Origin of the sequence: Vibrio sp. S17_S38 (assembly GCF_014694375.1) — a bacterium.
GTDB lineage: Bacteria > Pseudomonadota > Gammaproteobacteria > Enterobacterales > Vibrionaceae > Vibrio.
The window spans coordinates 73,050-88,657 of the sequence record NZ_JAAUWW010000012.1; the positions used below are offsets into that span (position 1 = coordinate 73,050).

A 15,608-nucleotide genomic window follows, 5' to 3' on the forward strand; every position below is an offset into this window, starting at 1 on the left:
CAAGCTATTCTTCACTTACAGGCGCACGGGATGCTGCATCTTTCACTAAAGTTTGCAGTTCACCCTTCTGGAACATTTCAATGATAATGTCACAGCCACCCACTAGCTCACCTTCAACCCAAAGTTGTGGGAAGGTAGGCCATTGTGCATAGCTTGGCAATTCTGCACGAATATCAGGGTTTTGAAGAATATCTACATAAGCAAACTTCTCTCCGCAAGACATTAGAGCTTGAGACGCTTGAGATGAAAAGCCACAGCTTGGTAGCTTCGGCGAGCCTTTCATGTACAGCAAAATTGTATTTTCAGAAATTTGTTGTTTAATTTTATCGATAGTTTCCATTGCTTCCTCACTACATCGATTTAGAGTTGTACCAGCATTCTACTTGTATCTTAATCAGAATAAAAATCTATTATTTATAAGGGTATTTTGATACTCCAATTTCCGGCGAATGTCTTTACAATTTTTATCATTTCACATCATGTTTTTTTAACACAACTCTTTTAATAAAGTAAAAAGTTGCTAAACTGGTTAGAGTTTAACAAATGGCTTAAAAAATAATAATTGAAAGCCGCTTATATCAATACTTGTCGTAATAAATAACAAGAATATATAAGCGTATAGCCTCTTTCTTATATATACATGGAGATTTAAGCAATGGCATTTGAATTACCAGCATTACCTTTCGCAAAAGATGCACTAGAACCTCATATTTCAGCAGAAACTTTAGATTTTCACCATGGTAAGCACCATAACACTTATGTTGTAAAGCTAAATGGTTTAATTCCTGGTACTGAGTTTGAAGGTAAATCACTAGAAGAAATTATCAAAACTTCAACTGGTGGTGTTTTCAATAACGCAGCACAAATCTGGAACCACACGTTTTACTGGAACTGCCTAGCTCCAAATGCAGGTGGAAAACCAGCAGGTGCAGTTGCTGAAGCAATCAAACAAGCTTTTGGTTCTTTCGAAGAATTCAAAACTAAGTTTACAGATTCTGCAATCAACAACTTTGGTTCTTCTTGGACTTGGTTAGTGAAAAAAGCAGACGGTTCTCTAGAAATCGTAAATACTTCTAACGCTGCCACGCCACTGACGGAAGAAGGTGTTACACCACTTCTAACAGTTGATCTATGGGAACATGCTTACTACATCGATTTCCGCAATGTTCGCCCTGATTACATGGCTGCATTCTGGGCATTAGTAAACTGGGACTTCGTAGAAGAAAACCTAATCAAATAATACTTAATACGCCACTCTGGCGTCATAAGTAAATATTAATAAAAGGTCAGTTATTACTGACCTTTTTTAATACTTGCTAATTATCACCCATAATATCAATAAAACTTATCCCATTTATTACTTAGAAATTCATTAGTTACACTATTTCAGTTCAAAAACACCACTTCGGTCACAAGATTTTTCTGCATTTATCTACCATGATTAAAAGCTGCCTATTAAATGTAGGAGGGATTTTTCTCCCTTAAAAACTAATAACTGTTTAATACGTTAGCCAACCTCCCTCCCACCAAAATTTGATACCAATGAGGTGTTTAATGAATATTTATAATTCAGTTGTTGTCATTACGTCAGCAGGCTCTCATCTAGGTCAAACGTTAGCACAGCATTTTATTTCTCTACATGCCAACGTGATCTTAGTCGACAATAATGAAGTCGCACTCAATCGCACTCTGCAACAATGCCAACCAACATCATCTATTGTTCTATCTTACACTTTAGATGACCATAGCTTCGAAAGTGTTCAACCATTATTTTCGTCTATTGATAAACATTTCGATAATGGGATAGATGTTTTGATTAACATATACCCTTCCTTACCATCTCCATCCTTAATGGCTGAAACCAATTTTGAACTATATAGCGGGCAGATCTCCACTCTCGCAAGTAGTATGCTATGTTTTAGTAAATTAGCAGCTAAACAGATGCTACATAACAATAAGAAAGGTGTGATTGTTAATTTATCCTCTTCCGAATCAGAGCAAGCATCTGATCATAATTCAGCATCTCTCATCTCGAATTTCACTCAAAGTTGGTCAAAAGAATTATTACCTTTCAATATTAGAGTTGGTGGAATATTGCCACTATCAACTCATAGCAACGATCATAACTGGGCTCGCAACCGAGATGAATTAATTCGTAATGCCGAATATATTGTAGAAAATGATTCGTTCAATGGCCGAGTTCTGGATTGTCACTAAACTTATTATGAGTTTATATTCGTTCATACATATTAAATAGCCGATGAAAAAAAGCCTCATCAATCGATGAGGCTTGCTAATTTCAATCATTATCAAATTAATTGTAATGTATTATTTTTTCTTAGCTGTTTTTTTCGCTGGTTCTTCCGTTTTTTTAATAACGGTTGTACCTTCGTAAGTTTCACCTTCGATGTATGCTTTACCGTAATAAGCAGCAAGCAACACTTCTTTGAGCTCAGTAATTAATGGGTAACGTGGGTTAGCACCAGTACATTGGTCATCAAACGCGTCTACTGCTAATGCATCTAATTTCGCTAAGAAATCGGCCTCTGGAACACCGGCGGCTTGAATTGACATTGGAATATCAAGTTCTTTCTTAACATCATCCAACCAAGTTAATAAACGTTCAATTTTCTGCGCCGTACGGTCACCAACTTGACTTAGACCAAGATGATCCGCAATTTCAGCATAACGACTGCGTGATTTAGGACGATCGTATTGAGAAAATGCAGCTTGCTTTGTTGGGTTATCATTGGCATTAAAGCGAATAACGTTAGAAATCATTAATGCGTTTGCAAGGCCGTGTGGAATATGGAACTCAGCACCAATTTTGTGCGCAATAGAGTGGCATACACCAAGGAATGCGTTTGCAAATGACATGCCTGCAATCGTTGCAGCGCTATGCACTTTTTCGCGGGCTATTGGGTCATTAGCACCATTTTTGTAACTTGATGGTAAATACTCTTTAAGCATTTTAAGCGCTTGGAGCGCATGCCCATCAGAGAACTCATTCGCAAGAACAGAAACATACGCTTCTAATGCATGAGTTATCGCATCGTAACCACCAAAAGCAGTTAATGACTTAGGCATATTCATCACTAAATTAGCATCTACAATTGCCATGTTAGGAGTAAGTTCATAATCTGCCAACGGGTATTTTGCACCTGTTTTATCATCAGTAACAACCGCAAATGGCGTCACTTCAGAGCCTGTACCCGATGTCGTTGTGATACAAACTAGGCTAGCTTTTTCACCCATTTTAGGGAATTTGTAGATACGCTTACGAATATCCATGAAGCGCATTGCAAGTTCTTGGAAATCAGTTTCTGGATGCTCGTACAGTACCCACATGATTTTAGCTGCATCCATTGGTGAGCCACCACCTAGTGCCAAGATAACATCAGGTTGAAAACTATTCATTGCTGCTGCACCTTTTTCTACAACAGAAAGCGTTGGATCCGCCTCTACATCATAGAAAGTATACACTTCAATGCCTTGTGCTTTTAAAAGATTGACAACCTCATCAGCGTAGCCGTTATTAAATAAGAAACGGTCTGTAACTAAAAACGCACGTTTTTTATCAGCCAAATCAGTCAACGCGATTGGAAGGCTACCACGACGGAAATAAATGGATTCTGGAAGTTTATGCCATAACATATTCTCTGCTCGCTTAGCTACCGTTTTCTTATTAATAAGGTGCTTAGGACCCACGTTTTCTGAGATCGAGTTACCACCCCAAGAGCCACAACCTAACGTCAATGACGGTGCAATATTGAAGTTATACAAATCACCAATACCACCATGAGTGGTTGGAATATTAATCAAAATACGAGCCGTCTTCATCTTGTCGCCAAAATAGCGAATACGGTCAGAATTAGTATCTTGATTAGTATAAAGACCAGATGTGTGCCCAATGCCACCAATTTCAACCATTGTAATTGCTTGTTCTACTGCATTTTCAAAAGAAGGTGCTCGGAACATACCTAACGTAGGAGACAGTTTCTCATGCGCAAATTCGTCATCGTAGCTAACTACGCCGCCTTCACCGATAAGGATTTTTGTATTTGCCGGCACAGTAACGCCTGCCATTTCTGCAATTTTAGTTGCAGGTTGGCCTACGATATCCGCATTCAAATTACCGTTAATCAATAAAATCTTACGAACTTTATCTGCTTCTGTTTTAGATAAAACATAACCACAGTGAGCAGCAAAACGCTCTTTCACTTCATCATAAACTTCATCCATAACGATAATGGCTTGTTCAGAGGCACACACCACACCGTTATCGAATGTTTTAGACATAAGAATAGAAGCAACTGCACGTTTAATATCGGCAGTTTCATCAATAACGACAGGAACATTACCCGCACCAACACCGATAGCTGGTTTACCAGAAGAATATGCAGCTTTGACCATGCCTGGACCGCCAGTTGCAAGGATTAGGTTTATGCCTTCATGTTTCATTAGTGCATTTGATAATTCAACCGATGGCTGGTCAATCCAACCAATAATATCTTTCGGTGCACCCGCTGCAATGGCCGCATCTAACACTATTTTAGCAGCATCGTTAGTTGAGTTTTTTGCACGTGGATGGGGTGAGAATATAATTGCATTACGCGTTTTTAAAGAAATTAAAGACTTAAAAATCGCAGTTGAAGTAGGGTTAGTTGTTGGAACGATACCACAGATGATACCCACCGGCTCAGCGATAGTCATTGTGCCGTATTCATCATTAACTTCTAAGACGCCACAGGTTTTTTCGTCTTTATATTTGTTATAGATAAACTCTGAAGCAAAGTGGTTTTTGATTACTTTATCTTCAATGATACCCATACCTGATTCTGCTACCGCTTGTTGCGCCAGAGGAATACGAGCTTGGTTAGCTGCGAGAGAAGCTGCACGGAAGATCTTGTCTACTTGCTCTTGAGAGAAGGTAGCAAATTCTTTTTGCGCCGCTTGAACACGTGCGACTAGTGCATCAAGTTCAGCTAAATTAGTTACAGGCATAATGAATCTCCTAAGATTTAAAAATTAAAAACTATTTAGTAAGACTACTCACAGTACAACTTGGAAACAGTGCGGTAGTGGATTGGAAACTCTTAGTAAATTGCTTTCAAAACTGAGTATAAGCCTTCATCCAATTAAAATATTGACTTAGATCAGTTATTGAATTTAATTTACCCCCAAAGAAGTATAGAAGAGAAAATGACCAACGTAAGATATTGATTTTAAACAATATAAATTTATTTTACAGCGTGAAAAATATTAACTTTCTAATTGCATCGACAAACCCACATCACAAAAAAAATGTAAAAATATTTCTGAAATAAAAAACCAAAATTACGAAAGTTCCGTACTACAAACAGTATGCATATGCACACAGAATAGATAACACTTTAGTAACAATTATTTTTAGAAGTCCTTTACTTTTATGACATAATTTTTGACACCGACATTAAAGGTAATACAAGATAAGAAAAATGCTATTTAACCCTCGAATTAGCGAAGCATTTCCCTTACATTATGCAACTCTTCAGCGGTGTGTAAATTGGATACTTGAGTTATCCAACACACCTAATTTTGTACCCTTTTATACTATGTGAGATAACGCTCATGGGCTCAATCGAGTTAGCAATATATTTTCAATTCTTCTTCGGTTTAGTCGCTGCCGTCAATCCTATTGGAATTATGCCAGTGTTTGTTTCTTTATCCGGGCATATGACATCCGAAGAGAAGAAAAAAACGGCAACTACCGCCAACTTTGCTGTCGCGGTTATTCTGGTTGTTTCGCTTCTATGCGGGCAAGTTTTGCTTAACATGTTCAGTATTTCTCTAGACTCTTTTCGAGTTGCCGGTGGTATGCTGTTGATGAGCATCGCATTTTCAATGATGAGTGGTAAATTAGGAGCGGATAAACAAAACAAGCAAGAACAAACCGAATATATCAGTCGTGAACAAATTGGTGTTGTACCATTAGCAATGCCTTTAATGGCAGGTCCAGGTGCGATTAGTTCAACGATTGTATATGGAGCGCGCTACCCAACTATGGTAGATATTTTTGGCATCATTATTACTATTATCATTTTTTGTTTTTGCTCTTGGTTACTATTTAGATCCGCGCCACTTATCGTCCGTTTTTTGGGGCAAACTGGGATCAACGTAATTACACGTATTATGGGATTAATCTTAGCTTCATTAGGTGTCGAATTTATGGCGAATGGATTACGTAGTTTATTCCCAGGTCTAATGTAAATAGGATCTGTTCATACAGTCTGAAAGGTAAAGCTAATATGAAGGACAGCAATCTAAAACATCAGTTGTATATCATAATATTTGGTACACATACTCCAGCAGGCCGACGTTTTGATATTTTCCTTATCATTGCCATTATTACCTCTCTCTTTGTTTTAATGCTCGACTCGATGGCCGCAGTCGAAGCTAAATGGCAACAAGAACTCACTTATTTAGAATATGCTTTCACTGCGCTATTCACTATCGAATACCTATTACGCCTATATTGTTCACCTAAGCCTTCTGCTTATGCCAGAAGCTTTTATGGCATCATAGATTTGATCGCAATAATTCCAACCTATTTGGTCTTCTTTTTTCCGTCTGCGAGTTTTATTGGCATTATACGTTTATTACGGGTGATGCGAATTTTCCGAATTCTAAAGCTAGTACGCTTTCTACAAGATTCAAATATTCTGATGCGCAGCTTGATCATGGCTAAGCGAAAGATTTTTATTTTCTTTAGTGCCGTGGCAGTTCTCGTCACCATCTTTGGTGCGCTGATGTTTGTCATCGAAGGCCCACAAAATGGCTTTACAAGCATTCCACAAAGTATTTATTGGGCGATTGTCACTATAACAACCGTTGGCTATGGAGATTTTGTTCCTAAAACACCACTTGGCCAAGCAATAGCATCTGTCACCATGTTACTTGGTTATTGCATTCTTGCTGTTCCTACTGGCATCATTACCGCGGAATTAAATCAGGAAATGAATGCACACCGAAATTTAGTGCTATGTCCTAACTGTACTCGCAGTGGACATGAATCTGATGCATTATTCTGCAAACATTGTGGTGGAGAGCTTGCTGACCCAGACAATCGTGTGGTTCCCGTTAAACGTAGATAATTACCATTGCACACAAAATAAAAAATGCCTATGTTTTAACCACATAGGCATTTTTTCATCATCAGTATTTTTAACGCTGTAAAAAATTACTGCATTATTTTTCCGCTAAGATAATGCGTAATGTACGACGAAGTGGTTCTGCTGCACCCCAAAGTAATTGATCACCGACAGTAAAGGCATTAAGGAATGTATCTCCCATTTCCATCTTACGCAAACGACCAACAGGAACAGAAAGAGTACCCGTCACTTGCGCTGGAGAAAGTTGTTGAGCGGTGACATCGCGCTCATTTGGGATTACTTTGACCCAATCATTATGAGTTGCAATGATTTCTTCAATTTCATCCATCGGAACATTTTGCTTCAACTTAATAGTCAATGCTTGAGAGTGACAACGCATCGCACCAATACGAACACAAGTACCATCAATAGGAACTGAATTCGCACCTTGAAGCCCTAGAATTTTATTGGTTTCAACCGTTGCTTTCCACTCTTCTTTACTTTGACCATTTTCACGTTTTACATCAATCCATGGGATTAATGAGCCCGCAAGAGGAGCACCAAATTCACTGGTTGGGTAAGCACTAGAACGAATCGTTTCTGCGACTTTACGATCAATGTCTAAAATAGAACTTGCAGGATCGGCCATTTCAGCACTTACTGACTGATTTATTACGCCCATTTGTGCAATAAGTTCACGCATATTCTTAGCACCGGCACCAGAAGCGGCTTGGTAAGTCATGGCGCTCATCCATTCAACCATGCCTTTTTCGTATAAGCCACCTAAGCCCATTAGCATTAAGCTAACTGTACAGTTGCCACCAACAAAAGTATTGGTTCCCGCATGGAGGCCATGCTGAATTTGCGTTAAGTTAACCGGATCTAAAGTAATAATTGCGTCATCTTTCATACGTAAAGTCGATGCGGCATCGATCCAATACCCTTTCCAACCGGCTTGACGTAGTGCAGGATACACTTTTTCTGTATAACTCCCGCCTTGACAAGTGATAATCGCATCTAACTGCTTTAAGCTTTCAAGATCAAAAGCATCTTGTAGCACACCAGCATCTTTCCCAAGGTTGGGAGCAGGAATACCAACTTGTGACGTGGTATAGAATACAGGTTCGATGAGGTCAAAATCCTTTTCTTCCACCATACGCTGCATTAATACCGAGCCAACCATGCCACGCCAACCAACTAAACCAACTCTCATCATTTTCATCCTCTCCATGATATTTTTATATATTTTAAAATTAAGTGACCCTTACTATCTCATTGCTAACCACAATCTTCAAACATCAATTTTACCGATTTTAAGTCTCCCACATATTACATGGCTATTGTAATTAGCATGAGTTAATAGCCGATTTATGAATGTCTCACCAACTGATCTTTCAAATTTGGTGGAATACCTTTGATCGTTAGAGTATCGGTTTCTGGATCGTAAAAAATTCTTTCCCCTAATAACATAGAGTCAAAATTAATTGAAAGGCCGCCACCAGCACCAACATATTTGGCAAGTTTGCGAATAGTAGAACGATCAACAGGAAAACTATCTTCTAATTCATAGCCTTGCTTTTGAGTGAAATCTTGGAAATTATCATCATTTCCAGAACCAGAAAGCTCTCCTGACAATTCACGAATAGTGACTTCATCACCAGATTTTAACTGATCATTACAATAATCATGAACCTGTTTACGGTAGGCTACGGTTTCTTCTTTATTTAATTGAGAGTCTGCGCAATAGTCATCTACAGCTTGCATCAGCACCAAATTTTGCTTTTTCGTGTCTAATCCAATTTCTGCTTGCAAAAAATCCAAGAAAAAATCAGCCACTTTACGCCCCACCCGACCTTTGATATAAGTCAGGTAGCGGTTAGACTCAGGATCCGTTTCATAACAAGAAAGATCAATACGAACCGCAATATCCATCTTATTAATATCAAGATAATCCGTACCTGAAATATCCAGATCATCATCAACTTTTAAGCTTTGATTCGAGGGCAATAAAGCAATGAAGAGATATTCCGTGGCAAGTGACTGATATTGCGCCATGACCAAGACGCCTTCATCGGCAAACGGATACTTAGACAACTCCGTTTTTAAACGCTCAGCGGATTGAGAAGAAAAATCATAAAAATTCAAATCACCTTGGCGAAATTGTTTCATCCAATATTGAAATTCACTTTCTTCTTTGTAAATACCAAAGCCTTTACTTGCTTTCGCATTAAAGGTCCGATGCAATTCAGCGACAAGTTGTTCTGAAACTGCATCATTAGATAAAGCCGTATGGCGTAAGTTAACAACCAATTCATCTTGGTCATTTTTTGTCAATTTATGCAGTATTACGTTGGAAATATTTAAGCTCATGATAAATTAGTTTCAAGTTGATGTTTCAGTTGTGAGGTAGACTAGGTTATCATAAGCCGCTTTTACTATCATTAACCGAATCTAGGAACAAAATAGACACTTATGCCTATTAATTCAAAATACAGCGATCAAAAAATCGAACAAATCTTGGCAGAAATTGCTGCCGTTTTAAAAAAACATGAAGCAAGCTCAGATCTTAGTTTGATGATTGCTGGTAACATTGTGACAAATATTTTAAATTCCGATGTACCTCGTGCACAGCGTAAACTCATTGCAGACAAATTTTCTCAAGCTCTTTTATCATCACTCGATGCATAAAATGCCTTTTAACGTTAAATTGAGTTAGAACGATATTTCAATGGTTGATAGCAGAAATACATACGGGGAGCGCGTCTCTCGCCTAGTCAGTTGGGGACATTGGTTCTCTTTCTGTAATATTATTATTGCCATGTTGATTGGTAGCCGTTTCATTACACAATCACCATGGCCTGATACTTTATTAGGACAAGCGTACCTTATCATTTCATGGTTTGGCCATTTTGCCTTCTTGGTATTTGGGCTCTATATTTTAATCTTGTTTCCACTGACTTTTGTCATCCCTTCACGCAAATTATTACGTCTAATTAGTGTGATATTCGCAACAATATGCATGACCATATTACTGCTAGATACTCAAGCATACGAAAAATTGCATTTACATTTAAATCCTGCCGTATGGGAGTTATTACTAAGTAAAGATAACACTGCATTTAACGCTCAGTGGCAGTATCTCTTTTCTGCTGTTCCAATACTATTTTTAATTCAAATTGTCATTTCAGAGTGGATTTGGAAGAAACAACGCACGTTATCTCGTAAAAAAATTGGCAAACCCGTTACAATTTTATTTTTCTTGTGCTTTTTGAGCAGCCATCTGATTTATATTTGGGCTGATGCCTTTTTCTATAGCCCAATAACAAGCCAACGGGCTAATTTCCCACTTTCATATCCTATGACAGCGAAATCATTTATGGAGAAGCATGGGCTATTAGACAAAGAGGAATATTTACAACGCCTTGAAGAGCGTGGAAGCCCTAATGATGTAGTCAATTATCCACTCGAGCCAATCAAGTTTAGCGGTCCGGGGAAAAACTATAATATCTTAATGGTTATGGTCGATAATCTTCGCAGTGATATGCTTGCTAAAGAAATCATGCCAACTACTTTTGATTTTGCCCAAAACAACCAAAATTTCATTAACCACTTCAGTGCTAGCAATAATGACTATGGTGTATTTAGTTTATTTTATGGATTGCCTAGCAATTATGCTTCAAGCATCAAAGCACAAGATACTAAGCCTTTATTTCTTACTACGTTATCAAAACGTAACTATCAAATGGCGGCATTCAGTGATAATCGACTTGAAGAATCTCAACTTTATGATGAGATTTTCCAAAAATTAGATATCAAAAAGAATAACCAACCAGAAAACGACGTTAAAGACAATGTTGTTAATGATTGGAAACATTGGTTAGAAAGCACCTCAAACTCACCTTGGTTTAGCTACATTGAACTATCTGATGTTGAAAACTTTGAGGATAATACTGGCCATGTAAAGCCATTTTCATCTAATTCTCAAGAGACTTTAAAATTATTAAAAAGTAGTTATCAGTCTGCTGTTTTTTCTGCTGATCAATCAATTAATGAAATTTTGACCACTTTAAGAACAAACGGATTATTGGATAACACTATTGTGATAATTACGTCCGACCATGGGATGGAATTTAACGATAACAACAATAATACTTGGGGTTCAAACAGCAACTTTAGTCGCTATCAATTACAAGTTCCAATGGTGATACATTGGCCAGGAAAAGAACCAACCGTTTATACGAAAAAAACTAGCCACTTAGATCTATCTGCGACACTGATGCAAAGTGTTCTGGAAACGTCATCTAATCCTTATGACTTTGGAAGTGGTGAAAATTTATTTGCTCAATCGGATCGCCCTTGGATCTTAGCCGGCGATAATAATAATATTGCATTAATTACCAATACAAGTACGACTGTTGTGGACCAATTTGGTAATTATAAAGTCTACAACCCAGACTACCAAAGAGATAAAAAGGCAAAACCTAAACTATCGGTTATGTTGCAAGGATTATCAGAACTAAAACGTTTCTATCATCAAAATGATTAAACACAAATCTGTTCGTATATAACTTGAACAGATTATCTATGATGAATTAGTTACGCCATAAATTTATGATAATTATAATAAATAAAATGTTTACAAAAACTTAAGAGCGCTATAATATTTCGCGCGTAACTTGGATGGATGGCAGAGTGGTCGAATGCACCGGTCTTGAAAACCGGCAACCGTTAATAGCGGTTCTAGGGTTCAAATCCCTATCCCTCCACCAATTCAAAAAAGCCCGCTAATTATTTAGCGGGCTTTTTGTTATCTTATGGGTGGCAAATCAACTTCCACATCTTCCAATTTTAATTATTGGTACCAACTATCAACATGTTGTTTTGATCCCAGTACTCGACTGCCCGTTGGTAAGCTATTTCTTGATCATGTGTTTCTGCAAACAATATCGCCGCCATGCTTGAAATGACACTATTTGCCATTTGAATTTTGACATCCCCCTCAAGCTCTCCACTTAATAACGATGCTTTAGGTAAAGAAACCTCCGTTAATAATCGTTCAGTCCAATAAAAGGATTCAACCCCTTTTTCCGAGCTTAGCCAAACCGTTTGGCTTACTTTCGGGTTATATTCTGACTCACCATTTTGACCTTTAAAAGAAATAACAGATAAGCTTTTGCTGTCAATATCTTGATCTACTTCAGCGTGCAACTGCTGGAAGCCGGGATGAAAACTACCTCTCACCCCCAAACGGGCTCCACCAGGGTTTAATGCTCTTACAACGGTATTAATTGGCGTTCTCAATCCATAACGACTTTTCCAACCGATCATAGTTTGAGCAATCGATGCAAAATTAGAGAGAGGTAAATAAGCAATATTATACTCTTCCATCAATTTTTTAGCATGATCGGGACTTTGAGCCAAGGGAATAGCAAGTTGTTCAAGGTAGTCTTCGATATGTACTCGCCCACTCGCCACATCTTTATAGCCATGCAGCAGAACTTTATAACCATTATTCGATAATATTTTAGCCGCCAACCCATGCCACGGCTGATCGCTGCCATTATCACTAACACGCTTACCGGCGTAGCAAGGCCAATCTATATCCGCACCTAAATTTGGCACTCGAGATTGAAATGCTTTAACAAAGCCTGCAATTTCTGCATTCGTCTCATTTTGCACACGAATAAGCATCATTAGCATCGCCATTTGGTCATCACCAATAGCATCTAAATGTTGATTTTCTTGGCCTGATAAATAAGCATCCATCACAGCAAATGCCTGCTCTTCTGATAAAGGCTTGCGACCACGCTCCCCACGCCCCACTGTACGGATACACTCTAAAATAATACTCATTTTTTTATTACCATCCTTGCGCTCTGCCGTTATCTAATCGCTATAAGCCGTATTATTATGATAATGCCAATCCCATAATGAAAAACCACCACTAACTATCACAAATGTGAAAATAATGGTGGTTCAAATATTTTAATGCTTAATATTTAGACTGCATTAATTTAAAAGCACGATGTAAACGACTAAAATAAGCAGAAACTAAATACTCAATGATCCATCTGTAAAGAAAGTTGGCATAATGAAAACTCCCATACACTTGGATATGGCAGTGTTGGTAAGAGTTGCTCATGCTGTAACTCATTAAGATTTATTTGAGACAATTCCGCCCACTCAGACGAAAATGTTCCTACTACTTGAAGCAAACGATCTTTTAAAAAATGTTGTACTGTCATAACGAACTCCTTTAAAAAACCCAACGCATCCTATTGCGTGGTTTGCAGCGGAAATAACCCATTCCAATAACTGCATAATTAAAGATGCTACTTTCATGCCAATATATCATTACTTATTAAATCAATCTCATACGTGTAACGTGATCGAGATCTCGCTAATACCTGCACTCTAACGTAACAACAACGCCCAAAAAAGAGCATAAAATAAAGATTATTTTTTAGTCTTCGTATATTTTTTATTGCTATTCCCTTTACGACGAAAAGCAGGTTTATCCACTTTAGGTAATGAACGTAAAGAGTCTGGTATTCCGGATGTTTTAATTTGTCGCATTAACCCATCAATTTTTTGTTCTAACTCATTCATAAACGGTCGATATGGTTGTTGCTTCTCAGCCATAGCTTGTAACTGATGCTCCCAGTGCGCTGTCATATCAGGGTAGGTCGAGTCGACAGGAAGTGCATGGATCAAACCTCTTCCTGCGGGGCTACTTAGAATACTTTTCCCTTGTCTAAGTAATAATTGCCGCTTAAATAAGGTATCTAATATTCCCGCTCGGGTGGCTTCCGTTCCTAGTCCATCAGTATCGCGTAATATTTTTTTCAATTCTTTATCTGCAACAAAACGAGCAATACCGGTCATGGCTTTTAAAATTGTCGCTTCAGTAAAATGTTGCGGAGGCTCTGTTTTCCGATCTTTTATTTCACCCTCACGGCAAATTAACGTCTGTCCATTTTGTAATGCTGGAACAGGATCATTTTCATCTGAATCTTGCCGTTGAGCCGAGGATTTATTATCACCAAATAAGGCTTTCCAACCTTCCATAATCAGTACTCTCCCTTTCGCTACAAAGCAACCACCAGCAATATCGAATTCAAGTTTAGATTCCGCATACACCGCGGAAGGGTAAAATTGCATTACATATTGCCGAGCAATCATCTGATAGATTTTTTCTTCTTGTCCCGAAAGAGCTCGGCTAGAAGATTGTTTGGGTGTTGGAATAATGGCATGGTGGGCATCAACTTTACTGTCATTCCACGCTTTGGATTTCAAAGAAAAGTCCGCGTTTTCAACTGCCAATTTTAATTCATGCGCATTGTAGGAAATAGCCTGACATACCAAATTTGCTTGTAACAAATGCTCTTTGGGTAAATAGCGGCTATCAGAGCGAGGATAGGTAATAAGTTTATGTTTTTCATATAAAGATTGGCAGATATTCAAAACATCTTGCGCACTCATTTGAAAACGACGCGCGGCATCAATTTGCAAAGCGGAAAGAGAATAAGGTAGCGGCGGTGCTTGTTTAGTTTGTTTTTGCTCCGAATCTACCACTTTTGCCAATTGGCCTTTAATTCTATTGGCGACATTTTCAACCAACTTACGCGAGAGCACTCGACCCTCTTCATCTTGCCAAGGTTGTATCGCTTCACTTGGCTTCCAACGTGCTCGAATATCAAATTGATGCTGTTCATCTTGATAAGGGATAAGCGCATATAATGTGAAATAATTTTTCGAAATAAAATTTTCAATTTCTTCATCACGGCGCACCACTAACCCAAGGACTGGCGTTTGTACTCGCCCAACCGACAAGACCCCTTGATAACCCGCTTTTTGCCCAAGTAAGGTGTAAGCTCGTGACATATTCATGCCATACAACCAATCTGCACGTGAACGAGCTAAAGCGGACACCGATAAAGGAATGAAATCCTGATTAGAACGCATCTGAGATAACGCTCGCTTAACAGCGGGTAGGTTTAAATCATTAATTAACAAACGTTGCGTAGCTTGTTTTTGAATCTTTGTCGCTTTGAGGTAATCAATCACTTCATCAACGAGAAGCTGGCCTTCGCGATCAGGATCTCCAGCATTAATAAGATCTGGCTTTTGTTTGAATAATTGACGAATAACTGAAAGTTGCTTACTAGCAGCAGAGCGCGGGCGTAATTTCCATTGTTCAGGAATGATCGGTAAATCGGCTATATTCCATTTTTTATAACGCTCATCATAAAAATCTGGTTCGACTTGCTCTAGAAGATGACCAATACACCAAGTAACGATATCGCCATTACCACAACGAATATAACCTTGCTCATTTTTTTGAGGCTTAGGTAAAGCTGCCGCAATCGCGCGCCCTAAACTGGGTTTTTCTGCAATAAATAAACGCACAAGCAAGCTCTAACAATAATTAAAATAAAAGAGCCACATTATCGAACGTGGCTCTTAAAAATCAAGGAA

General features: G+C 38.3%; 13 protein-coding genes and 1 tRNA gene. 7 read left to right on the forward strand and 7 right to left on the reverse strand.

What is annotated here, in order from left to right:
* Positions 1–4 precede the first annotated feature (4 nt).
* A complete protein-coding gene (locus tag HC725_RS10835; RefSeq protein ID WP_190331833.1) occupies positions 5–340 on the reverse strand; it encodes a Grx4 family monothiol glutaredoxin in 336 nt (111 codons plus the stop codon).
* 315 nt (positions 341–655) lie between these two features.
* Here HC725_RS10835 and sodB point away from each other — a divergent pair, with 315 nt between their 5' ends.
* Complete coding sequence (gene sodB / locus HC725_RS10840; protein ID WP_190331834.1) at positions 656–1,240, forward strand: superoxide dismutase [Fe]; 585 nt, start codon at positions 656–658, stop codon at positions 1,238–1,240.
* Positions 1,241–1,554: 314 nt separating this feature from the next.
* Positions 1,555–2,217: an SDR family oxidoreductase gene (locus tag HC725_RS10845; protein ID WP_190331835.1), complete on the forward strand. Its 663-nt coding sequence runs from the start codon at positions 1,555–1,557 to the stop codon at positions 2,215–2,217.
* Between the two features lie 111 nt (positions 2,218–2,328).
* Here the strand turns inward: HC725_RS10845 and adhE are convergent, their stop codons facing one another.
* The gene (adhE, locus tag HC725_RS10850) at positions 2,329–5,004 is read right to left on the reverse strand and encodes a bifunctional acetaldehyde-CoA/alcohol dehydrogenase (protein ID WP_190331836.1); all 2,676 of its coding nucleotides are present in this window, start codon (positions 5,002–5,004) and stop codon (positions 2,329–2,331) included.
* Between the two features lie 606 nt (positions 5,005–5,610).
* Between adhE and HC725_RS10855 the strand changes: the two genes are divergently transcribed.
* Positions 5,611–6,249, forward strand: a complete 639-nt coding sequence (locus HC725_RS10855) for a YchE family NAAT transporter (RefSeq protein ID WP_190331837.1) — start codon at positions 5,611–5,613, stop codon at positions 6,247–6,249.
* A 38-nt stretch (positions 6,250–6,287) separates the two neighbouring features.
* A complete protein-coding gene (locus HC725_RS10860) occupies positions 6,288–7,133 on the forward strand; it encodes an ion transporter (protein ID WP_190331838.1) in 846 nt (281 codons plus the stop codon).
* Between the two features lie 94 nt (positions 7,134–7,227).
* Here HC725_RS10860 and asd read toward each other — a convergent pair whose 3' ends face one another.
* Together asd and yejK are read right to left on the reverse strand one after the other, a co-directional pair.
* The gene (gene asd, locus HC725_RS10865) at positions 7,228–8,343 is read right to left on the reverse strand and encodes an aspartate-semialdehyde dehydrogenase (RefSeq protein WP_190331872.1); all 1,116 of its coding nucleotides are present in this window, start codon (positions 8,341–8,343) and stop codon (positions 7,228–7,230) included.
* A gap of 155 nt (positions 8,344–8,498) precedes the next feature.
* Positions 8,499–9,500, reverse strand: a complete 1,002-nt coding sequence (gene yejK / locus HC725_RS10870; protein ID WP_190331839.1) for a nucleoid-associated protein YejK — start codon at positions 9,498–9,500, stop codon at positions 8,499–8,501.
* A gap of 102 nt (positions 9,501–9,602) precedes the next feature.
* On the opposite strand from yejK, the gene HC725_RS10875 reads away from it, so the two are divergent.
* From HC725_RS10875 to HC725_RS10885, 3 genes are all read left to right on the forward strand, one after another.
* Positions 9,603–9,818 carry a YejL family protein gene (locus HC725_RS10875; RefSeq protein WP_190331840.1) on the forward strand — a complete coding sequence of 72 codons (216 nt, stop codon included), beginning with the start codon at positions 9,603–9,605 and terminating at the stop codon, positions 9,816–9,818.
* A gap of 40 nt (positions 9,819–9,858) precedes the next feature.
* Positions 9,859–11,676, forward strand: a complete 1,818-nt coding sequence (locus HC725_RS10880; RefSeq protein ID WP_190331841.1) for a DUF3413 domain-containing protein — start codon at positions 9,859–9,861, stop codon at positions 11,674–11,676.
* A 132-nt stretch (positions 11,677–11,808) separates the two neighbouring features.
* Positions 11,809–11,899 (forward strand) — tRNA-Ser (locus tag HC725_RS10885).
* A gap of 79 nt (positions 11,900–11,978) precedes the next feature.
* On the opposite strand, the gene HC725_RS10890 is transcribed toward HC725_RS10885, so the two are convergent.
* The 3 genes from HC725_RS10890 to HC725_RS10900 form a co-directional block, all read right to left on the reverse strand.
* Positions 11,979–12,983, reverse strand: coding sequence for a glycosyl transferase family protein (locus HC725_RS10890; protein ID WP_190331842.1), 1,005 nt, complete (start codon positions 12,981–12,983; stop codon positions 11,979–11,981).
* A gap of 206 nt (positions 12,984–13,189) precedes the next feature.
* A complete protein-coding gene (locus HC725_RS10895; RefSeq protein WP_190331843.1) occupies positions 13,190–13,375 on the reverse strand; it encodes a hypothetical protein in 186 nt (61 codons plus the stop codon).
* Positions 13,376–13,586: 211 nt separating this feature from the next.
* Positions 13,587–15,539 (reverse strand): DNA topoisomerase III, encoded by a 1,953-nt coding sequence (locus HC725_RS10900; RefSeq protein ID WP_446751363.1) that lies wholly within the window; start codon positions 15,537–15,539, stop codon positions 13,587–13,589.
* Positions 15,540–15,608 lie beyond the last annotated feature (69 nt).